Source organism: Paenibacillus sp. FSL W8-0919 (assembly GCF_038003785.1).
GTDB lineage: Bacteria > Bacillota > Bacilli > Paenibacillales > Paenibacillaceae > Paenibacillus_AQ > Paenibacillus_AQ lactis.
In genome coordinates, this window is record NZ_JBBOPV010000001.1 from 3460164 (window position 1) to 3481884 (window position 21721).

Annotated in this window: 22 protein-coding genes and 1 pseudogene; 18 read left to right on the forward strand and 5 right to left on the reverse strand. The window is 54.7% G+C overall.

Annotated elements, in window-relative coordinates; all coding sequences use genetic code 11:
* Positions 1 to 34: 34 nt before the first annotated feature.
* The 10 genes and pseudogenes from fapR to ftsY all read left to right on the forward strand — a co-directional run bounded on the left by fapR (position 35) and on the right by ftsY (position 11645).
* Positions 35 to 635, forward strand: a pseudogene (gene fapR / locus NST44_RS15650) (transcription factor FapR).
* Positions 619 to 1605 (forward strand): phosphate acyltransferase PlsX, encoded by a 987-nt coding sequence (plsX, locus tag NST44_RS15655; RefSeq protein WP_007132120.1) that lies wholly within the window; start codon positions 619 to 621, stop codon positions 1603 to 1605. Before fapR ends, plsX begins: the two are co-directional and overlap by 17 nt.
* 8 nt (positions 1606 to 1613) lie before the next feature.
* Positions 1614 to 2603 carry a beta-ketoacyl-ACP synthase III gene (locus NST44_RS15660; protein ID WP_007132119.1) on the forward strand — a complete coding sequence of 330 codons (990 nt, stop codon included), beginning with the start codon at positions 1614 to 1616 and terminating at the stop codon, positions 2601 to 2603.
* Between the two features lie 52 nt (positions 2604 to 2655).
* Complete coding sequence (gene fabD, locus NST44_RS15665) at positions 2656 to 3588, forward strand: ACP S-malonyltransferase (protein ID WP_007132118.1); 933 nt, start codon at positions 2656 to 2658, stop codon at positions 3586 to 3588.
* A gap of 41 nt (positions 3589 to 3629) precedes the next feature.
* The gene (fabG, locus tag NST44_RS15670) at positions 3630 to 4379 is read left to right on the forward strand and encodes a 3-oxoacyl-[acyl-carrier-protein] reductase (RefSeq protein WP_007132117.1); all 750 of its coding nucleotides are present in this window, start codon (positions 3630 to 3632) and stop codon (positions 4377 to 4379) included.
* Positions 4380 to 4492: 113 nt separating this feature from the next.
* A complete protein-coding gene (acpP, locus tag NST44_RS15675) occupies positions 4493 to 4726 on the forward strand; it encodes an acyl carrier protein (RefSeq protein WP_007132116.1) in 234 nt (77 codons plus the stop codon).
* 161 nt (positions 4727 to 4887) lie between these two features.
* Positions 4888 to 6126 carry a beta-ketoacyl-ACP synthase II gene (fabF, locus tag NST44_RS15680; RefSeq protein ID WP_007132115.1) on the forward strand — a complete coding sequence of 413 codons (1239 nt, stop codon included), beginning with the start codon at positions 4888 to 4890 and terminating at the stop codon, positions 6124 to 6126.
* 12 nt (positions 6127 to 6138) lie between these two features.
* On the forward strand, positions 6139 to 6837 hold the full coding sequence (gene rnc / locus NST44_RS15685; RefSeq protein ID WP_028406687.1) for a ribonuclease III: 699 nt from the start codon (positions 6139 to 6141) through the stop codon (positions 6835 to 6837).
* Positions 6838 to 7047: 210 nt separating this feature from the next.
* On the forward strand, positions 7048 to 10617 hold the full coding sequence (smc, locus tag NST44_RS15690) for a chromosome segregation protein SMC (protein ID WP_007132113.1): 3570 nt from the start codon (positions 7048 to 7050) through the stop codon (positions 10615 to 10617).
* A 29-nt stretch (positions 10618 to 10646) separates the two neighbouring features.
* A complete protein-coding gene (ftsY, locus tag NST44_RS15695) occupies positions 10647 to 11645 on the forward strand; it encodes a signal recognition particle-docking protein FtsY (RefSeq protein ID WP_007132112.1) in 999 nt (332 codons plus the stop codon).
* Positions 11646 to 11802: 157 nt separating this feature from the next.
* On the opposite strand, the gene NST44_RS15700 is transcribed toward ftsY, so the two are convergent.
* The 5 genes from NST44_RS15700 to NST44_RS15720 form a co-directional block, all read right to left on the reverse strand.
* The gene (locus tag NST44_RS15700; RefSeq protein WP_340900054.1) at positions 11803 to 12006 is read right to left on the reverse strand and encodes a hypothetical protein; all 204 of its coding nucleotides are present in this window, start codon (positions 12004 to 12006) and stop codon (positions 11803 to 11805) included.
* Positions 12007 to 12071: 65 nt separating this feature from the next.
* On the reverse strand, positions 12072 to 12392 hold the full coding sequence (locus NST44_RS15705; RefSeq protein ID WP_213617100.1) for a hypothetical protein: 321 nt from the start codon (positions 12390 to 12392) through the stop codon (positions 12072 to 12074).
* Positions 12393 to 12410: 18 nt separating this feature from the next.
* Positions 12411 to 13418 (reverse strand): polysaccharide pyruvyl transferase family protein, encoded by a 1008-nt coding sequence (locus NST44_RS15710; protein ID WP_213617098.1) that lies wholly within the window; start codon positions 13416 to 13418, stop codon positions 12411 to 12413.
* 42 nt (positions 13419 to 13460) lie between these two features.
* The gene (locus NST44_RS15715; RefSeq protein WP_213617096.1) at positions 13461 to 14678 is read right to left on the reverse strand and encodes a glycosyltransferase family 2 protein; all 1218 of its coding nucleotides are present in this window, start codon (positions 14676 to 14678) and stop codon (positions 13461 to 13463) included.
* Positions 14675 to 15703: a glycosyltransferase gene (locus tag NST44_RS15720; RefSeq protein ID WP_213617095.1), complete on the reverse strand. Its 1029-nt coding sequence runs from the start codon at positions 15701 to 15703 to the stop codon at positions 14675 to 14677. Before NST44_RS15720 ends, NST44_RS15715 begins: the two co-directional genes overlap by 4 nt.
* A gap of 192 nt (positions 15704 to 15895) precedes the next feature.
* Here NST44_RS15720 and wecB point away from each other — a divergent pair, with 192 nt between their 5' ends.
* The 8 genes from wecB to trmD all read left to right on the forward strand — a co-directional run bounded on the left by wecB (position 15896) and on the right by trmD (position 21657).
* Positions 15896 to 17011, forward strand: a complete 1116-nt coding sequence (gene wecB, locus NST44_RS15725; RefSeq protein WP_213617093.1) for a non-hydrolyzing UDP-N-acetylglucosamine 2-epimerase — start codon at positions 15896 to 15898, stop codon at positions 17009 to 17011.
* An 82-nt stretch (positions 17012 to 17093) separates the two neighbouring features.
* Positions 17094 to 17741: a PAQR family membrane homeostasis protein TrhA gene (gene trhA, locus NST44_RS15730; protein ID WP_340900058.1), complete on the forward strand. Its 648-nt coding sequence runs from the start codon at positions 17094 to 17096 to the stop codon at positions 17739 to 17741.
* A 135-nt stretch (positions 17742 to 17876) separates the two neighbouring features.
* Positions 17877 to 18233, forward strand: coding sequence for a putative DNA-binding protein (locus tag NST44_RS15735; RefSeq protein WP_007132103.1), 357 nt, complete (start codon positions 17877 to 17879; stop codon positions 18231 to 18233).
* 21 nt (positions 18234 to 18254) lie between these two features.
* Positions 18255 to 19634: a signal recognition particle protein gene (gene ffh / locus NST44_RS15740; protein ID WP_007132102.1), complete on the forward strand. Its 1380-nt coding sequence runs from the start codon at positions 18255 to 18257 to the stop codon at positions 19632 to 19634.
* A gap of 45 nt (positions 19635 to 19679) precedes the next feature.
* Positions 19680 to 19952, forward strand: a complete 273-nt coding sequence (gene rpsP, locus NST44_RS15745) for a 30S ribosomal protein S16 (protein WP_007132101.1) — start codon at positions 19680 to 19682, stop codon at positions 19950 to 19952.
* Between the two features lie 21 nt (positions 19953 to 19973).
* Positions 19974 to 20204, forward strand: a complete 231-nt coding sequence (locus tag NST44_RS15750; RefSeq protein WP_007132100.1) for a KH domain-containing protein — start codon at positions 19974 to 19976, stop codon at positions 20202 to 20204.
* A gap of 112 nt (positions 20205 to 20316) precedes the next feature.
* Complete coding sequence (gene rimM, locus NST44_RS15755) at positions 20317 to 20838, forward strand: ribosome maturation factor RimM (protein WP_007132099.1); 522 nt, start codon at positions 20317 to 20319, stop codon at positions 20836 to 20838.
* 3 nt (positions 20839 to 20841) lie between these two features.
* Positions 20842 to 21657: a tRNA (guanosine(37)-N1)-methyltransferase TrmD gene (gene trmD / locus NST44_RS15760; protein ID WP_007132098.1), complete on the forward strand. Its 816-nt coding sequence runs from the start codon at positions 20842 to 20844 to the stop codon at positions 21655 to 21657.
* Positions 21658 to 21721 lie beyond the last annotated feature (64 nt).

Sequence of the window (21721 nt, forward strand, 5' to 3'; positions counted from 1 at the left end):
CGGCTATAATAGCGGCAGAAGGAGTTGTTTCGTCATCGATCGTTTATCTAAGAAAGACCGTCACAAGCGGCTGGTCCAGCTGATCGACGAGAATCCCTTTGTTACGGACCGCGAGTTGACGCGCCAGCTTAAAGTCAGCATTCAGACGATTCGCCTGGACCGGATGGAACTCGGCATCCCGGAGCTTCGGGAGCGAATGAAGCAGATGGCCGAGCATTCCTACGATCAGGTTCGCTCGTTGTCGCTTGAGGAAGTCATCGGAGACGTTGTTGACTTGCAATTAGACAAGAGCGGAATATCAATATTCGAAATTCGTGAGGAGCATGTATTCAGCAAAACCCGGATTGCGCGCGGACACTATGTGTTCGCTCAGGCCAATTCACTTGCTGTGGCAGTAATAAACGACGAAATCGCACTGACTTCCTCGGCGGACATCCGATTTTTGAGACAGGTTAAGCTCGGGGAGAAATGCATAGCCAAGGCTTATGTCCGGAACATTGCGGGGCAGAAGGCGAAGGTGGAAGTGTTTACTTATGTCTCCGATGAAATGGTGTTCCAGGGGAATTTCGTAATATACCGATCTGCAGGGGAATGACATAAGTGAAGGAGGAAATAGGCATGAGAATTGTCGTTGATGCGATGGGCGGTGACCATGCGCCGAACAGCAATGTGGAAGGCGCGCTGCTCGCGGCGAAGGAATGGACGGATACGGAGGTTATCCTCGTTGGCGATCAGGCGCGGATCGAAGGTCTGCTGCAGGAGCGTCCCTCCAATCTGAAGATCGTCCATGCCAGTGAGGTCATCGAGGCGGAGGATGAGCCCGTGAAGGCTGTGCGCCGGAAGAAGGATGCCTCGATGGTCGTTGCGGGACGAATGATCCGCGAAGGGGAGGCAGACGCCATGATCTCCGCGGGCAACACGGGCGCCTTGATGACAACGGGGCTGCTCGTCGTCGGCCGGATGAACGGAATCGAGCGCCCGGCGCTGGCACCCATGATTCCGACGCTTGACGGCAAGGGAATGCTTGCGCTGGATCTTGGCGCGAACATGGATTCGAAGCCCGAGCATTTGCAGCAGTACGCGCTAATGGGCAGCCTATACCGCGAGAAGGTGCATGGAATCGCCAAGCCCCGCGTCGGATTGCTCAACGTCGGGACGGAGGCCGGCAAAGGAAACGAGCTGACGAAGCACGCGTACCCTTTGCTTGAGGAGCTGCCGATCCATTTTGTCGGCAACGTGGAATCGCGTGATGTGATGAACGGCGTATGCGATGTGCTGGTGTGCGACGGTTTTGCCGGCAACATATTGCTTAAATCCATTGAAGGAACGGCCGGCGCGCTGTTCTCGCTGCTCAAGGAGCAGTTCGGCAAATCGCTCAAAACCAAGCTCGCCGCCGCGCTCATGATGCCGGAGCTGCGCAGCTTGAAGTCGATGCTGGATTACAAGGAGCACGGCGGGGCTCCGCTTCTCGGTCTTGGCGGCCTCGTTGTGAAGAGCCATGGCTCATCGGATGCGAACGCGGTGAAGAACGGGATCCGCCAGGCGCGCACAGCTTTGCAGAATCAGTTGGTAGAGAGCATTTCGAAGGAAATCAGCGGGAAGTGAGTGAGGATATGAACAAGTTGCGTCCGGTCGGAATTATTGGCACCGGCAAATATGTGCCGGAGAAGATTTTAACTAACCAGGATCTGGAGAAGATGGTGGATACGAGCGATGAGTGGATCGTCTCCCGTACCGGCATCAAGGAGCGTCATGTTGCAGCCGAGCATGAGGCAACATCGGATCTGGCCTATCATGCTGCCGTGAACGCCCTGAAATCGGCGGGCATGCATGCGGAGGATCTGGAGCTGATTATCGTGGCTACCATTACTCCCGACATGTTCTTCCCGTCAACGGCCTGCCTGCTGCAGGATCGTTTAGGCGCCAAGAAGGCGGCGGCATTTGACCTTTCGGCAGCCTGCTCCGGATTTGTATACGGACTGGCTACTGCCACGAATTTCGTGAAAACGGGCATGTACAACAATGCCTTGGTGATCGGTGTAGACTGCCTGTCGCGAATCACGGATTACAGCGATCGGAACACCTGCGTGCTGTTCGGCGACGGAGCCGGCGCAGCGATTGTCGGAGAAGTGCCGGAAGGCCGAGGGTTCCAAGCCTTTGATCTTGGCGCCGAAGGCGCAGGCGGCGCGCATCTGTACATCGAGGCTGGAGGTTCAAGACTGCCGGCATCGGCGGAGACGGTAAATACGAATAAACATTACATTTATATGAACGGACGCGAAGTGTTTAAATTTGCGGTACGGGTCATGGGAAGCGCAACGGAGGCCGTATTGGCCAAGGCGGGGATCGATAAGAAGGACATCGACTTATTCATTCCGCATCAGGCGAATATCCGGATTATCAAATCGGCGATGGAACGGCTTGAGCTTCCTGAAGAAAAGGTTGTCATCAATGTCGACAAGTATGCGAATACGTCAGCCGCATCCGTGCCCCTGGCTCTAGTCGAAGCACAGGAGTCCGGCCGGTTGAAGCCAGGCGATAAAGTGCTCATGGTAGGCTTTGGCGGCGGATTAACCTGGGGCTCGTCCGTACTCATCTGGTGACATCGCACATTTAGCGCGAATGGATCTTCGCGCATGAAGGGAGCCGACGATTGTGGGGAAAACAGCATTTATATTTCCGGGGCAGGGCGCCCAGTCCGTGGGGATGGGACAGGATGCATTCAACGCGGTCCCCTCTGCACGGGACATTTTTCAAACTGCGGATGACAAGCTGGGTTTTTCGCTCAGCTCCATTATTTTCAACGGGCCTGATGAAGAGCTTAAGCAAACGGCGAATACGCAGCCGGCTCTTCTGACGACGAGCATGGCCTATCTGGAAGCGATTCGCGGCAAAGGGATTAAGCCCGACTTTGTCGCAGGCCATTCCCTGGGCGAATACAGCGCGCTTGTATGCGCCGGCGTCCTGACATTCGAAGAAGCGGTTTCGATCGTAAGGGCGCGCGGTGAATATATGGAGGCGGCCGTTCCGGGCGGGCAAGGCTCCATGGCGGCTGTGCTAGGCGCCGAACGTCAGGCGCTGGCCGAGCTGTGCAGCAGCATTACGGCCGACGGGCATGTGGTTGAGCTTGCGAATATGAACTGCCCGGGGCAGATCGTTATTTCCGGCTCCGCCGAGGGCGTCGCTGCCGCGGCGGAACGAGTGAAGGAAGCAGGCGGCAAACGCGCCATTCCGCTTGAAGTAAGCGGGCCCTTCCATTCCTCGCTGATGAAGGATGCAGCCAGCCGGCTTGGAGACAAGCTGGAGACAGCGACCTTCCATTCTCCAGCCGTGCCGGTTGTGGCGAACGTGACGGCCCGTCCGGTGGAGGATGCTTCGGAGATCCGCGGTCTGCTGGTCGAGCAGGTATACTCTCCGGTATTGTGGCAGGACAGCGTTGAATGGATGATCGCGCAAGGCGTCGATACTTTTGTCGAGATTGGTCCGGGCAGCGTGCTTAGCGGACTCATCCGAAAGATTGACAAATCCGTCAAGGTGGTTAATGTGAACAGCCTGGAGAACGCTGAAAAACTCGAATCCTTGATGTGAATTCGAATGAAGAGAGATCCTTTTTGAAAGGAGGTACAGGTATGAATGAGGGACTGAAGGGGCAGACTGCGCTTGTTACGGGTGCTTCCCGCGGCATCGGCCGCAGCATCGCGCTTGCGCTCGCCGATCTTGGCGCTAACGTCGCTGTCAATTATGCAGGGAGTGAAGCTGCCGCTGCGGAAGTCGTGGAAGCGGTCCGCGCGAAAGGCGTATCAGCCATCGCGATTCAATCCAACGTTGGACGGGCTGATGAAGCGGATGCCATGGTGAAGCAGGTATTGGATGCATTTGGTCGAATAGATATCCTTGTGAATAATGCAGGGATTACTAGAGATAATTTAATCATGCGCATGAAGGAAGAGGAATTCGATCAGGTGATTGAGACGAATCTTAAAGGGGTGTTCAACTGCCTGAAGGCGGTAACCCGTCCGATGATGAAGCAGCGCTACGGTCGGATCATCAATATTTCCTCCGTCGTCGGAGCGCTCGGCAATCCGGGCCAGGCCAACTATGTGGCCGCGAAGGCCGGCGTCATCGGTTTGACGAAGTCGGCCGCCCGCGAATTGGCATCACGGGGCATTACCGTGAATGCAGTGGCACCGGGCTTTATCGATACCGACATGACGCGGGAGCTGTCTGAGGATATGAGAGAGGGGCTGCTTGGCGGCATTCCGCTTGCCCGGCTGGGTCAGCCGGAGGAGGTTGCCGGAGTTGTTGCTTTTCTGGCATCCGAAAGCGCCTCTTATATGACCGGCCAGGTGCTTCATGTGGATGGCGGCATGTATATGTAGAAGCCGCTTTCGCAGCCTAGACGCCTAGGGCGTCGAAACTATAACGTTTTCAAATGCCTTCTATGGCAATTTGAAGTCATATCTCGTATAATTACCAAGAGGAGGTGAGCCGGATGTCCGATGTATTGGAACGCGTGAAACGCATCGTTGTCGACCGCCTGGGTGTTGACGAAGCCGACGTGACACTAGAAGCATCTTTCAAAGATGACCTTGGAGCTGATTCTCTCGATGTAGTGGAATTGGTGATGGAATTGGAAGATGAGTTTGATATGGAGATCTCTGATGAAGATGCGGAGAAAATTACGACCGTAGGTGAAGTTGTAAACTACATACAATCTCATACCTAAGTCATAAAGTTAAGTCCCGTTCTTTAGCCAGGCGGGACTTCTCCTCATTCAATCGCCGTATTCATGCAACCAATGATAGATTATTGCTGCGATGTCCCTTCTCGTTGAATCCTTGACCGGATGAAGGGGAGGGACAAGCAGTCCATATAGAGGTGAGCTTGATGAAACGTAGAGTCGTTGTAACAGGAATGGGAGTCATGACAGCTCTCGGTCAGGACTTGGACACATTTTGGAACAGCCTGATGGAAGGAAAATCGGGTGTATCCCGCATTGAATCCTTTGATGTCAGTGAATACACCACGCAGATTGCAGCGTCGATGAAGGACTTCAATCCGGAGGATTACATGGACCGGAAGGAAGCCCGCAAAATGGACCGTTTCGTACAGTTCGCCGTTGCTGCAGGCTCGAAGGCGCTGGAGGACAGCGGGCTCGAGATCGGAAGCAATGTTGATGCAGAGCGTGTCGGCGTGTCGATCGGATCGGGCATCGGCGGTCTCGGTACTTGGGAAGACCAGCATAACATTTTGCTTGAAAAGGGACCGAAGCGCGTCAGCCCGTTCTTCATTCCGATGATGATCGCGAACATGGCTTCCGGTCAAATGTCCATTAACCTTGGAGCCAAAGGCCCGAATACGACACAGGTTACGGCTTGCGCAACCGGGACGCACTCGATCGGGGATTCGTTCCGTTTGATCCAGCGCGGCGATGCGGATGTCATGATTTGCGGCGGAGCTGAGGCTACGATCCGTCCGACCGGCATGGCGGGCTTCTGCGCGATGCGCGCGATGTCGACCCGCAACGATGAGCCGGAGAAGGCAAGCCGGCCGTTTGATACGGGCCGCGACGGATTTGTCATGGGTGAAGGCGCCGGAGTGCTTGTGCTCGAATCGCTGGAGCATGCTCAGGCGCGCGGAGCGAAAATCTATGCCGAGGTCATTGGCTACGGCCTTAGCGCAGACGCTCACCACATTACCGAGCCTGATCCTGACGGAGCGGCACGCTGCATGAAGATGGCGATCCGCGACGCGGGCATCTCGCCGGAGGAAGTGGATTACATTAATGCCCACGGCACGTCGACGCCGGTCGGTGACCGGTCCGAGACCCAAGCCGTCAAGCTTGCGCTCGGCGATCATGCGTATAAAGTGGCGGTAAGCTCCACTAAATCGATGACAGGTCATCTGCTGGGAGCCGCCGGCGGGGTTGAGGCGGTTATTTGCGGTCTGAGCCTGAAGCATCAGCGCATCGCGCCGACGATCAATCTGGAGAATCAGGATCCAGAATGCGATCTCGACTATGTACCAAATCATCCGCGCGAAGCCGATCTGGACGTCGTCATGTCCAACTCCTTCGGGTTCGGCGGTCATAATGCAACGATTATCCTGAAAAAATACGCCGAGTAAGGAGATAGTGTGTTGAGTGGAGATCTGAAGCAGTTACAGCATAAACTCCATATTCAATTTCGAAATGCAATGCTGCTGAAGCAGGCCTTTACCCACGCATCTTATGTAAACGAACACCGCTTCAGTCAGAACCAGGACAATGAACGCCTCGAATTTTTGGGCGATGCGGTTCTGGAGCTGACCGTCAGCGAGTTTCTATACAATCTGTTTCCGGACCGGCCGGAAGGAGAGCTGACCAAGCTTCGGGCTTCCATCGTATGCGAGCCTTCGCTTGTGCAGTTCGCCCTGCGTCTGGATTTCGGACGGTACGTATTGCTCGGCAAGGGAGAGGAAATGACGGGCGGACGTACCCGCCCGGCTCTTCTGGCTGATGTATTCGAATCGTTTGTGGGGGCGCTTTATCTGGATCAAGGACTGGAGGCGGTGCGTCAATTTTTGCACGATCATGTATTTCCTTCAATCACCGTCAATGGCCGTCCGCAGATGAGCGATTATAAGACCGAGCTTCAAGAACTGACGCAGCATCACAGCATGGGTGCGCTGGAATATCGCATCGTTGAGGAGCGAGGACCGGCACATGAGCGGGAGTTTGTCTCAGAGGTATACATGGGAAGCAAATGTCTTGGACGCGGAAGCGGAAGATCCAAGAAGGAAGCCGAGCAGCAAGCGGCGGCGGTAGCGCTCAAGCAGCTGAAGCGCTCGGACGGCTGATGCTTCGCTTTAGGAATAGGACAAACAAAGAGCAAAGAGCAGTCAGGCAGATAACCGGATCCGGATGAAATGACTGTTTTTTGCTCTTTTCGTTGTCCAGCTATCCTGATAGGAGAGTCGACTTTTTTCGGAAGAAAAACTCCGTCCATAGACAGCGGAAAAGCCGATTCTGCTTGTGGTACAATAGCGTAAAGAGGTGATGGGTCGTATATGTTTTTGAAACGGATTGAGCTAGCAGGATTTAAGTCGTTTGCCGATAAAACGGAGATGGAATTCGTACGCGGCATTACGGCTGTCGTAGGTCCGAATGGCAGCGGCAAGAGCAACATCTCCGACGGGATCCGCTGGGTCCTTGGGGAGCAGAGCGCCAAATCGCTTCGCGGCGGGAAGATGGAGGACATTATTTTTGCCGGCAGCGATGCGCGTAAGGCGGTCAACTATGGCGAAGTATCGCTTACGCTCGACAATGAGGATCATGTGCTTCCGCTTGATTTTCACGAGGTAACGGTGACCAGACGGGTGCACCGAAGCGGCGACAGCGAATATTTCATCAACAGGCAGTCCTGCAGGCTCAAGGATATTACGGAGCTGTTCATGGACACGGGGATCGGCAAGGAAGCCTATTCCATCATTGGACAGGGGCGTATCGAAGAGATCTTAAGCACAAGATCGGAAGACCGCAGGGGCATTTTTGAGGAAGCTTCCGGTATTGTTAAATATAAATCGCGCAAAAAAGAATCCGTGCGCAAGCTGGATGAGACGGAGCAGAACCTGCTCCGCATCCACGATCTTGTCACAGAGCTTGAGGATCAGATCGGACCGCTGAAGGAGCAGTCCGAGAAAGCGGTCCGTTACAAGGAGCTCCGCGAGGAGCTGAAGCATAAGGAAATATCGCTGTACGTATACCAAATTGAGCAGATTCATAACGCATGGAGCGAAGCGAATGCAAAGCTCGAGCAGCTGAAGGAAGAGCAGCTTGCCCTGTCAACGGTCGTTTCCGCGCATGATGCCAAGCTGGAGAGCGACCGATCGGCGCTGCGGCAGCTGGAGCAGGAAGTGGAGGACATCCAGAGCCAGCTTCTGCAATACAGCGAGCTGTTCGAGAAGAGCGAGGGGTACGGGGAAGTGCTCAAGGAGCGCCGCCGGAATCTGGAGCGCACGCGGGAGCAGCTGGAGGACAGCCTCCATTCGGGCGATACCCATCTTGCCGAGCGGGTAGGAGAGCTTGAACGCATGAAGAGCAAGCTGTCGGAGCTGAAGCAGGAGCTGATTCAGGTTCGGGATCAGCTCTCGGCGGAAGAAGCCAAGCTGGTCGGCGTCACCGGCGGGATCAGCCAGGAGCAGGAGGAGAGCCTGAAAGGCAATTTGCTCGAGCTGATGAACCGGATGGCCCAAGCGCGCAATGAAATCCGTTATGCGGATCAACAGCAGGAAGCGCTGGAGCGTCGGATGAATCGCGCACAGGAGGAATCCGGCAAATGGGAGGCCTTGAAAGAGGATCTGCTTCGCCGCAAGGAGAGCATCGACCGCAGCATCGAACGCTTCGGTAAGGAAATCGCCGATCTGCGCAGCGGGTACATCAGCGAGAGCGAGCGTTACCAGTCGCTGCAGAAGCTGCTCGATGAGACGCAGGGCGCGCTACGGAAATGGGAGCAGAAGCGGGAAGCTCAAATTGCCCGCAGGGATACCATGAAAGAGCTGCAGGATGACTTTGACGGCTTCATGCTGGGCGTTAAGGAAGTGCTGAAGGCATCGCGCAAATCGGTGCTCCAGGGTGTCCATGGGGCGGTGGCGGAGCTGATCCGCGTGCCGGAAAGGCTGGAGCTGGCCATGGAAACGGCGCTCGGAGCATCGGTACAGCATATCGTTATGGATAACGAAGCGGTATCGCGGCAGGCGATCTCCTTCCTGAAGCAGCGGCAGCTAGGACGGGCGACATTTCTGCCGCTGGACGTCATCCGGCCGCGGAATGTCTCCGGATCGGACCGGTCGCTGGCCGAAGGGGAGCCAGGGTTTGTCGGCTTCGGCTCCGAGCTCGTGCAGTACGATCCGCGTTACAGCAACATCGTCGGCAGCTTGCTCGGCAATGTCGTGATTGCCGAGACGCTGGAGCAGGCCAACAAGATTGCAGCGCGGTTCTCCTACCGCTTCCGTGTCGTGACGCTGGAAGGAGATGTCGTCAATGCGGGCGGTTCGATGACCGGCGGAAGCCATCATAAGAAAACGAACAGCCTGCTTGGCCGCAAACGCCAGCTGGAGCAGCTGGATCAAGAGATTACGGAAACCGAGCGCCAGCTGGACAAGCTTCGCCAAGGCATCGAAGGCGTACGAACGCAAATGCTGGAATCTCAGGATAAGCTGGATTCGCTGCGTAAAGCAGGGGACGACAAGCGCATTGAAGAGCAGCAGGCGGCTGGAGACCGGAAGCAGCTGGAGCATGAGCTGCGTCACGTGCTGGAGCAGGCAGAGCTTGCCGGCGAGGAGAAGAGCAGCCAGGAGCAGGAAGCGAAGCAGATTCAGGAGGCGAGAGCCCGCGCGGAGAAGCTCCTGCAGCAGCTGGAGGAAGAGGAGAAGGCGACGCATCAGGCCATTCAAGCCGCGGAATTTGCCCGCAAGGCCAATGAGTCGGCCAAGGAAGAGCTGCAGAGCCAGCTTACGCTGCTCAAAGTCCGTGAGGGCAAGCTGGATCAGGAGACCTTCTCATTGGAGGAGCAGCTGAAGCGGCTGCAATCCGATGTCGATAATCATGAGAAACAACAAAAGCAGAACCGTACGATGCTGGCCTCGGTTCAAGCCGACCTCGAGCAGAATGAGCGCGAAAGCGTCAAGCAGATCGAGAATTTGAACGAGTACAAGCTGAAGAAGGAAGAGGCGGCGCAGCAGCTTGAGTTTAAGCGGGCGGCGCGCACGGCTCTTGGCCGAAAGCTGGAGCTAGCGGAGAGCGAGACAAAGGAGCAGCGCATCCAGCTGAAAGCGGTGGAAGATAAGCTCCGCGAGACCGAAATCGGAGTTAACCGGCTCGATGTGGAGCTGGAGAATATTCTTAAGAAATTAAGCGAGGATTACGAGCTCAGCTATGAGCTGGCCAAGCAGCGCTACCCGGTGCCGGAGGACGTGACGTCCGCGCAGCATGAAGTGCGGGATTTGAAGCGCTCCATTGCTGGCCTCGGGGACGTGAACCTCGGCGCGATTGAGGAATACCAGCGCGTCAATGAACGCTATCAGTTCCTCAGCGAACAGAAGGCGGACCTGGTCGAGGCGAAAACGACGCTGTATCAAGTCATCAAAGAAATGGATGATGAGATGTCAAGGCGCTTTAAGCAGACCTTTGATGCGATTCGCCGCGAGTTCGGAACCGTATTTACGAAGCTGTTCGGAGGCGGGCGCGCAGACCTTGTTCTGATCGATCCGGATCGTCTCTTGGAGACGGGTATCGATATCGTCGCGCAGCCGCCGGGCAAGAAGCTGCAAAATCTGCAGCTGCTGTCAGGCGGAGAACGTGCGCTGACCGCCATGGCGCTTCTATTCGCCATTCTGCATGTGAAGCCGGTGCCGTTCTGCGTGCTGGATGAGGTCGAGGCGGCACTGGATGAAGCGAACGTTGTGCGCTTTGCCCAGTATTTGCGCGAGTTTTCCGAGCAGACGCAGTTTATCGTGGTCACTCACCGTAAAGGAACGATGGAAGAAGCGGACGTGCTGTACGGGGTCACGATGGAGGAAGGCGGCGTATCGAAGCTCGTGTCCGTCAAGCTGGAGAATGAAGAAGCGGAAATTGCCTGATAGAACATTTAACATGTGTGGAGGGAACTATGAGCTTTTTTAAGAGACTGAAAGAGAGCATTTCGAGCAAGACCGAGAATGTAACGAAGCAGTTCCGCGACGGACTCGAAAAAACGCGGAAGGGATTCATCGAGAAGGTATCGGATCTTGTAACCCGGCGTAAAAAAATAGACGAGGAGTTCTATGAGGAGCTGGAGGAGATCCTGATCGGTGCCGATGTCGGCGTCAATACGGTGATGGATCTGATGGACGACCTCCGGGCGGAGGTCAAGAAGCGCCGGATCGAAGATGCGGCGGATTTGCAGCCGGTATTGTCCGAGAAGCTGATGGAGCTGCTTCGCGATGACAGCAGCAACGAGCTCCGCGAAAATCCGGACGGCATTACGGTGATCCTGTTTGTCGGCGTCAACGGCGTCGGCAAGACCACAACGATCGGCAAGCTGGCACACCGCTACAAGCAGCAAGGGAAAAAAGTGCTGCTGGCGGCAGGAGATACCTTCCGCGCAGGGGCGATCGAGCAGCTCGAGGTTTGGGGCGAGCGGGTTGGCGTTGAAGTCATCAAGCAGCAGGCGGGATCGGACCCGGCGGCCGTCATGTTTGACGCCGTACAAGCGGCCAAGCAGCGGCAAGCGGATGTCCTGCTCTGCGATACGGCTGGACGCCTCCAGAACAAAACGAATCTGATGGAAGAGCTTAACAAGATCTTCCGCGTGATCCAGCGGGAAATTCCGAGTGCGCCGCATGAAGTGCTGATGGTGCTGGATGCTACGACAGGCCAGAATGCGCTGAGTCAGGCGAAGCTGTTCGGCGAGAAGAGCGGCGTAACCGGACTTGTCCTCACAAAGCTCGATGGAACGGCAAAGGGCGGCATCGTTATCGCCATCCGCCAGGAGCTGAACCTGCCGGTGAAGCTCGTAGGCCTCGGGGAGAAGATGGAGGATCTGCAGACCTTCGATTCCGAGCAGTTCGTGCATGCGCTGTTCGCCGGGCTGATCAAAGAAGAAGAAGGCCCTGCGGACTCGAATTGATCTGTATTCGCTAATCCGTTATGGAATACATCGTGAAGCATAACAAAGAGGCGAGCCTCAAGGTCTGTGACCTAAGGGCCGCCTCTTTATTATTTGGCAAGGCATGCGGGCGCGCCATGCCTCCCATCCTTTTACTGTCTAAGTTACAGGAACCCGATCAGGACGAAACGATGCGTACGAATTCGATCGACCGGAGCGGAATGATCGCCGTATCGGTCGGAGGGCCATAAATGATCGGCGGCACCTTTAACGTCACGGTGCTGTCTTCGACCGCGGTTAACGTCCCGACGATGATATCGCCGGACACCGCCACCTCGGTTTCGGATCCGATAAAGCCTTCGAGCCAATCTACAAAACGCATAAGGGGTTCGCCTCCTTTTTCAAAATCATGAACAGTGAATCCAATCAGTCTCTCTCGAGCAAACGTTACTGCACGGACGTAATATTGGCAAAAGGAATCAGAACGAGATCGCCTGAAGCCTCCCGGAGCTGGACTCCGTCGTCGGCCGTCGCCAGAACGACGCCTTCCAGGGTAACGAAGGTCGTGCCTACACGTACCCTCTGGCCGATCCGGGCTCCGAAATATTCAATCAGCTCCGGAATGATGATCAACCCGGTTCGAACCTGGTCCTCCAGCGATTCTACCCGTTCGGTTAAGTGTTCGGTTTGCCGGCTGAGAAGCTCAACTTGGCGCGATAACGCCTTTACTTTGGCAGCAAGTCGTCTGCCGAACAGGAAACAGCACATGGGTCATTCTCCTTTCTGTTATCGTTTGTATTGTTCAATGTCAGACTTTAGCTCGAGCAGGGAAGCCAGGCTTCGCTGCTCGGTGCTCTGGATGAGCGGAAGTGCGCCGTGCACGTGGCCGGGCCCGTATTTCAAAAAGCGCTCGGTGCGCTCAACCAATTCGTCCGGCGGCTGCCGGTAATCGACCACGTACTGCCCAAGCCCGAAAGAGCACAGAAGACTGTGCACTTTGCCCATCGTGCTGAAGGCCAGGACAGGCTTACCTCCCCGAAGGGCCGCAAGGGACGGGTGAAGCTTGAAAGAGATTAAATAATCGACGGATTGAATGAAGCTGTACGTCAGCTCGATATCCATCAGAAAAGGAAGCGTTTCGATCGATGCGTGCGGCGACAGCTCCTTCACCTTCTGCTGCAGCTGCAAGCATGTGCTGTAGTCGGAATAGGCATTTCCCGGATGATGGATGACCGGTATGAGTGCCAAGTGGTACCCCTTTTGGTTCAAATGCGTAAGCAGCTTCGTCATATTGTCCATCGGGAAGGAAGAATACGAGAACACGACCACGCCGATCGTCGGACGTCTCGAGAAACGCTTTACGGGAATGGCCGGCTGTCGGTATCCGAACACGATATCCGGAGCGACCTCGACATTTCGGTGAAACCTAGCCCGCTGCGCGATCGCTTGGGACCTCTCATCCCGGAACACCGCACGCTGGGCCGCCGAGATTATATCCCGGTAAGCGGAGACCTGATCCTCCGGCCAGGTGTGCTCGGGGTAAGCGTCCACAATGCCAACGCCATAGACCCAGGTAGGCCTTCCCTTGAGCTGTTCAGGGAAATAATAGTTGTTGAAGGAATAAGGCGTGATCAGATCGCCTCCGCCGATGATGAATGCATCGGTCTGATTCGGGTCCAGCCGGGAATTCCAAGGGTAGACATGGTGATTGTCAAAAACCTGGCGGAGGGTATGAAGGAACAGATCGTCCCCGAAATTCCCCATTCCGTAATATCCGGAAGCGGCAATTTTCATAACGTTTCACCTCCTTTATAGTCAAGCCGAACCGCATCGACGTTAACGGGATTTACGCCAGGCCGGGAACAGGTCCCGGCTGCGCTGGCTGATGCTGCTCCCGTAAATTACGCGGTGATATAACACAGCCGGAACCTGAACGAGAAGGTGATGTTCAAGCAAGCGGGAGGTTAGATCGATATCTTCAAATATCCGGCCGAAGCGGTCCTCCCGGTCCCACCACCCTCCGATCGCCTTCAGCGATGCTGCTCGGTACATCCGGGGAACGAGGGGATGGGCCTGCGCGAAATGTTGCGAAGAAAGGGCCTGCTCCGGCGGGTTCGCGCTGCTGATGGTGCCTTTCCAGACCGGTCCCATTTGTCTCGTACGGATCCACCACGCATAGGAGGCTGTCGCCATGCCGGCTTCCGGCGCCTGGTCAAGGGCTTCGGACAGCAGCCGCACCGTATCGGGAGCAAGCCAGTCATCGCCGTCCAGCTCCAGAATATAGCGGCCCCTGGCTTCTTCAAGCAGCCGGTTCATCATGACCGCCTTGCCGCGATTGTGCGAATGCAGGAGAATCTTAATGCGGGGGTCGGAATAGAAGCATGCTTCTTCAAGGGTGTCGTCATCCGAGGCATCATCGCCGATGATCAGCTCCCAATCCTCGCTGGACTGCGCGAGCACCGAGCGAATGCTCCAGCCCATGGTGTCTCGCATATTGTGAACGCTCATGAGAATCGAAACAGCCGGCTTCACTCGGATAACAGAACATGCTGCTTGTTGTGAAGGAACATGCAAATGGGACGGATGCTGCTGTGTAGCGGCAAGGAGAGGGGCAATATATTCGCGATCATGAAGCTGAGAAATCGGGATTCGGCTGGTGAGATTTCGGCTTCCGGAGCCTTCGATGCTTGAGCCTTCCGAAAAAGACGTTTCCATCCGGAAGATTTGGTTCTCGTCAACTGGCATCAGATCATCCTGAAGAAAGCGTGTAGCCGGAAGGCGGCTGTTCCATTCCGACAGGCGGTTTCGGAGCCATTCCCTCCGCCATAAGCAGGGGATCCCGTCCACACATATACAGACAGCTTCCTGCGGTATATCGGAAGCCCAGTCATAGGATCGGAGCCATTGCCTATGGGCAGGAAGGCTCATGCTGCTTGATATTACCCACTCGCTGCCGGACCGGCGCGCTTCCTCGAGAATCCGGTCGCGATAGGCGGCAATCTCGTCCCGGGTGAAGCCGAAGGGCCGGGAATGAAGGATGTCAAGCGGCTTCATCTCCCGCCGAGCCCTCTGAGACGAATCGTTTCCGCAATGACCTGATCCGCCGCCTTCCCGCGCTCGATCCAGCGGTTGCTGCGTGCATAGGCGATTCTGGCCTGCTTGCTCTCCTCCGAATCCGGGTGCTGTAGAATATCGCCAAGTTTCGAGATGAAATCCTCATGGGTGGTCGCGGTTCTCACATGCGGTTCCATGGCGATGCACTCCGGCAGGGCGGTCGATAATACGCGGACGCCTGCTGCCATATACTCGTAGGCTTTTACCGGATTGGTGGCAAGCGTTATCGGATGATATTGAAACGGGATTAAGGCAACATCGATATGGCGAAGATAGCGCTTGAGCTCATAGTGGGGCTTTTCACCGAGAATATGCACATTGGGAAGGTGCGAGTAATCTCCCGAGCTGCCGTAAGGAGCGCCGATCGAAACGAAATGGACATGGGGATATGCGGCAGCCGCCTTAGCAAACAGCTCATGATCCACCCAATAAGCCCAGGCGCCGATATAAGCGGCCACGGGACCTTCCGGCAGGTCGGCGGGACGCTCCGTTGCCGGGATATGAAAGAATGAAGGATCTGCTCCGTTTGGAATCAAGGTCAGTGGTTTTTCCGGGTACGCAAGAGAAAGACGGGTGTGGATCACATCGGCCGTGCACACAACATGGTCTGCCGATTCGATCATCTTCGGCTCGTATTTCGCCCAGTGCGGAAATTCATCACAGCAGTCATAGATCGTAATGTCCGGCTTGAACAGCGTCTCAATGCGTGTGCGGAGCTTGGACCAGGTCGTCCAGACGACAACCGGGTGCTCCTTGCGAAGAGCAGGAAGCTTCTTGTACAAGAACGCCTTCGTATCCGTAAATAGATAGACATTCTCTTCAATCTCTGTAAACTCTGAATCCAGCGGTGCCAGGTTTTCGAAGAAAACCTGATGACCTAGTGCGCCTAATTGAGTCATAAGCTGCTGCGGTCTTTGCTTCATATATGACCAGTTCATCGTTCTCGGGTAAATGATAACAGCCAAGAGGTTTTCCTCCTTTCTTTGGTTCTAGGGTTACTATATGCATTGATAGCTTTTAAGATTGGACGATTGAACAAAATAAGCGAAAATGGTTGATTATGATGCTAGGGACGGCACCAGAATCGGAACGATTCTACCAATTTTTCATATAATGCTCGGGATGATGATATCCATTGCGAGTGAGGAGTGAGATTTGTGGATAAAAAGGTGCTTGTCGTTTTCGGTACGCGACCGGAAGCCATCAAAATGGCTCCCTTGGTCAAGGAGTTAGAGCAGACTCCGGGCTTTACGCCGGTTGTCTGCGTCACCGGGCAGCATCGGGAGATGCTCGATCAGGTGCTTCAATTTTTCGATATTCATGCTGACATGGATTTGAATATGATGAAGGAAGGGCAAAGCCTGTACAGCTTAAGTGCGGATCTGCTCCGGGGGATGGAAATGGTCTTTCAGAAGAATAAATATGATATGGTCCTCGTCCATGGGGATACGACAACGGCTTTCATTGGAGCGTTGGCGGCCTATTATGCAAAGGTGCCGATCGGCCATGTGGAGGCGGGCCTTAGAACCTATGACAAGTACGCGCCTTTTCCTGAGGAAATGAACCGGGAGTGGATCGGCCGGGTTGCGGACATGCATTTTGCCCCGACAAGGCTGGCGGCTGAGCATCTGATGAAGGAGAATCGGACCCGGCATATCTATGTAACGGGAAACACGGGGATCGATGCGATGAAATGGACGTTGAGCGCGCCGTTTACGCATCCGCTGCAGCACAAGCTCAGAAAGGATACGCGCTGGATTCTGATGACCATGCATCGCAGAGAGAATTGGGGCGAGCCGATGAGCCATGTGTTTCAAGCGATCAAACAGCTGATCCGGGAAAATCCGGACATCGAGGTGATCTATCCGGTTCATCCGAACCCTGCGATTCAGAAGGCGGTATCGGATGGATTGGCGGGAGAGGATCGGGTACACCTGACTGCGCCGCTGGACGTCGTGGATCTGCATCATATCATGAAGCGCTCGTACATGGTGTTGACGGATTCCGGAGGCATTCAGGAGGAAGCCCCTTCTCTAGGCAAACCGGTCCTTGTTCTGCGCGACAAGACGGAGAGGCCGGAAGGCGTAATTGCGGGAACCTTGAAATGTGTCGGGACAGATACGCGAGCCGTTGTAAAGGGAATCAAGGAACTGTTATTCGATCCGAGGGCATATGCGGCCATGGCCAAGGCGGCCAATCCGTTCGGGGACGGCACCGCCTCCGCGCAGATCGTAAGCGCAATCCGCAACTATTTTGACGCATCCGGTGAGTAGGTTCTAAGCAGCTCGCTGGATTTTGCCTCCCGCAGGGGTTTATAATAGAGGCTAAGATCTAAAGCGAAAGGATTTTTTAGCTATGGCAAATACGCACGTTTATCCGCGCAGGGAGGAAATCGCTAATGCCATTACCCATGGCATAGGGGCGGCGCTCAGCGTGGCCGCGCTGGTGCTCCTGATCGTGTTTTCCAGTCTGAAAGGCACGGCTTGGCATGTGGTGAGCTTCACGATTTACGGTACGACGATGCTGCTGCTGTATTTGAATTCCACGCTCGTGCACAGCCTCAAGGAGGGGAAGGCAAAGGATTTTTTCGAGTTTATGGATCATTCCTCCATCTACTTGTTCATTGCCGGAACCTATACGCCGTTTCTGCTTGTCGCCGTCCGCGGCACGCTTGGCTGGAGCCTGTTCGGCGTGGTATGGGGAATCGCGATCGCAGGCTGCATATTTAAAGCGTTCTTTGTGAAAAAGTTTCTGTTTCTGTCGACCATCTTTTACATTGCAATGGGCTGGCTGATCGTTATTGTCTGGAATCCGCTGACCGCCGTGGTTGCGCCCCAAGGCATAAACCTGCTTGTTATTGGCGGCCTTCTGTACACGCTGGGCACGATTTTCTATGTATGGCGCGGCTTCCCGTATCACCATGCCATCTGGCATTTGTTCGTGCTGGCCGGTTCGGTGCTTCATTTCTTTGCAATTTTGATATACCTTCTTCCGATCGGATGAAGGGCCGCATAAACCGTTGATCACCAAATTGAAGGATGACAAGGGAAATATCTTGACATCCTTCTTTGTTTTATGTATGATAAGTTTCGTTAAGTGAACTGTAAAGTGTTTTTCCTTGACGAGGGGGTGCCCTGCATGAGTCAGGAGAATCGGCTCGAGAAGACGAATCGGATCAATCTGTTGTTCGATTTCTATGAGCAGCTGCTGACAGAGAAGCAGCGGACCTTTCTGAAATATTACTTCCTGGATGATTTTTCCCTGGGGGAAATCGCAGGAGAATTTGAAATCAGCCGTCAGGCCGTTTACGAGCATATTAAACGCGCGGAGCAGGTGCTGGAGTCCTATGAGGAGAAGCTTGGGCTTCTGAAGAAGCACGACGCGCGGATCCGTGAGCTGGATAAGCTTCAGGAACGGCTCGCGGTCAGCGGATTGAATGATGAAGAGAAACACGTGATGACCGATATGGTTGAACGATTGAAGATATGGGATTAAGTACGAACGGAGGTGGCGGATATGGCGTTTGAAGGATTGACCAGCAGACTGCAGAACGTATTCAGCAAGCTTCGCGGCAAGGGCAAGGTATCCGAGGAAGATGTAACAGCCGCCATGCGTGAGGTTCGGCTCGCGCTATTGGAAGCCGATGTTAACTTCAAAGTGGTTAAGGATTTTGTGGCCAAGGTGAAGGAGAAGGCCATCGGGAAAGAAGTGATGGACAGCTTCACGCCCGGCATGGTCATCATCGATATCGTTAATAAGGAATTGACCGAGCTGATGGGCGGAACCCAGTCGAAGCTGGCCAAGAGCAGCAAGCCGCCTACGGTAATCATGATGGCGGGTCTGCAAGGTGCAGGTAAGACGACGACCTCGGGCAAGCTGGCGAAGCTGCTGCAGAAGCAGAACAGCCGCCCGCTGCTCGTCGCAGGCGATATTTACCGCCCGGCTGCGATCAAGCAGCTCCAGGTGCTTGGCGAACAGATTAAAGTGCCGGTGTTTTCGCTCGGAGACAAGACAAGCCCGGTGGAGATTGCGAAGCAGGGCTTGCAGCATGCCAAGGACAACGGCCATGATTATGTCATCATCGATACTGCCGGACGCCTTCATGTCGATGAAGAGCTGATGGAGGAGCTGAAGCAAATCCACAGCGCGGTGAACCCGGATGAGGTTCTGCTCGTGGTGGATGCCATGACGGGTCAGGATGCGGTGAATGTGGCTGAGAGCTTCAATCAGCAGCTTACTCTGACCGGCGTCGTGCTGACCAAGCTCGACGGCGATACCCGCGGCGGCGCGGCCTTGTCGGTCAAGGCCGTCACAGGATGTCCGATCAAATTCGCCGCACTCGGCGAGAAGATCGATGCGCTTGAGCCTTTCCATCCGGAACGGATGGCTTCCCGGATTCTCGGCATGGGCGATATGCTTTCCTTGATCGAGAAGGCGCAGTCGAACATCGACGCCGAGAAAGCGAAGGAAATGGAACGTAAAATGCGCAACGCGGAGTTTACGTTCGAGGATTTCTTGGAGCAGATGGAGCAGGTGAAGAAGCTTGGCCCGCTTGATCAGCTGATGGATATGATCCCCGGCATGGGCAAGATGAAGCAGGCAAAGGATCTGAAGGTGGATGAGAAGCAGATGGGGCGCATCGAGGCGATCGTGCATTCGATGACGACCGAAGAGAAGCAGCAGCCTGACATCATCAACCATAACCGCCGGAAGCGGATTGCCGCTGGCAGCGGAACATCGCTCGCCGAGGTGAACCGTCTCATCAAGCAATTCGACGAGATGCGGCGCGTCATGAAGCAGTTTTCGGATATGATGGGCCCTAAGGGCGGCAAGAACAAGGCACTGAAACAGCTTAAAGGATTAACCGGCAAAGGAATGAAGTTTCCTTTCCGTTAAGAAGGATAGATGCAAGGACATCTGTTGAAGGAGGTGAATGTTGAAATGGCAGTACGTATTCGTCTGAAACGCATGGGTGCTCACAAGGCTCCTTTCTACCGCGTGGTGGTTTCTGATTCCCGTTCCCCGCGTGATGGTCGTTTTATCGAGGAAATCGGTTATTACAATCCGGTTGCACAACCGGTTGAAGTTAAGATCGATGAGGAAAAAGCTCTTCAGTGGCTTCAAAACGGTGCGCAAGCATCCGATACCGTTCGCAACTTGCTGAGCAAAGCGGGCGTTATGAAGAAGTTCCATGAGCTGAAGCATCAGAAATAAGACTGATCGCGAGGGTTATCTATGGAAGAATTAGTTCGCGTTATTGCTAAGGCTTTAGTGGATCATCCAGAAGATGTGACTGTAAAGACAGTTGAGAAGGAGCATCTGATTGTATATGAGCTGCACGTGCATCCTGACGATGTCGGGAAGGTCATAGGCAAGCAGGGGCGTATTGCCAAATCACTGCGTACAGTCGTAACATCAGCGGCAGTCAAAATGGATAAACGGGTGACCGTTGATATCATTTCTTAAAATATACGAAAGGGGGTTAGGATGCATGTCCTAGCCCTTTTTCGTACATGCTGAAGAAACCGGGGTTACCCTCATGTCAGCGATCATTCATTATGTGTGCAGGAGGAACACCATGTCAGAGAAGTTACTTACGGTAGGTAAAATCGTAAACACGCACGGCATTCGCGGAGAAGTCAAAGTGATGCCGTATTCGGATTTTGCAGACCAGCGATTTGCGAGCAAAAGTCAGCTGCACATCGTTCCGGAGCAGGGAAGCCCGATTGAGGTGACGGTGGACACGTCCCGCTTTCATAAGAATATGTATATTGTGAAATTCAAGGAGCTTCACGGCATTAACGAGGTCGAGAAATTCAAGGGAGCTCTCTTGAAAATTACGGCCGATCTTCAAGAGGAGCTTCCGGAGAACGAGTATTACTTCCATGAAATCATCGGATGCCGTGTCGTCACGGATGAGGAGCCGCCCGAGGAACTCGGCGTCATCTCCGAGATCTTGACCCCGGGTGCTAATGATGTCTGGGTCGTAAAGACACCGAAGGGCAAACAGATTTTGCTTCCGGCAATCCCTGATGTCGTGCTAGATGTGGATAAAGAAGCCAAGCTGGTACGTGTTCATCTGATGGAAGGGCTGTTATAAACAATGAAGATCGATGTGTTGACACTGTTCCCGGAGATGTTCGATGGCGTTTTTCATTCGAGTATTCTGGGCAAGGCTGCCGAGAAGGAGATTGTGAAGCTGAACGCCATCAACTTCCGTCCTTATGCGGGCAATAAGCACGGTACAGTGGATGATACTCCGTACGGCGGGGGAGGCGGTATGGTGTTGAAGCCGGACCCGATCTTCGCAGCGGTGGAGGATATCTTGTCAAGGACAGAGCTTCCGGAGGGACAGGACTCGCCCCAAGCGAATGCTGATGCTTTCATGGAACCCGGAGAGCAGAAGCGGCCGCGGATTATTCTGATGTGCCCGCAAGGGGAGACCTTTACCCAGAGCAAAGCGGAGGAGCTGTCGCAGGAGGAGCATCTCATCTTTATCTGCGGTCATTATGAGGGCTATGACGAGCGAATTCGGGAACATCTCGTGACCGATGAGCTGTCCATCGGGGATTATGTTCTCACCGGCGGGGAGCTGCCGGCCATGGTGATTATCGATTCCGTCGTCAGACTTCTGCCTGGTGTGCTGGGCAATGAGACATCGGCCGTAACGGACTCGTTCAGCACCGGACTGCTTGAATATCCGCATTATACCAGACCGGCTGAATTCCGCGGCTGGAAGGTCCCGGATATTCTGCTCAGCGGGCATCATGCCAATATCGACCAATGGCGGCGTGAGCAGGCGCTTCTGCGCACATGGCAGCGGCGTCCCGAATTGCTGGAGCGGCTTGAGCTGTCCAAGAAGGATCAAGCCTTTCTGGACAAGCTGCGCAGCAAAGCGGAAGCACCAACCGAATCATAGCATTGAGAAAGAGGCCTGGAGTAAAAGGGCCTTTTTTTCGTTTTTCTCATAATACAAAGGCCGT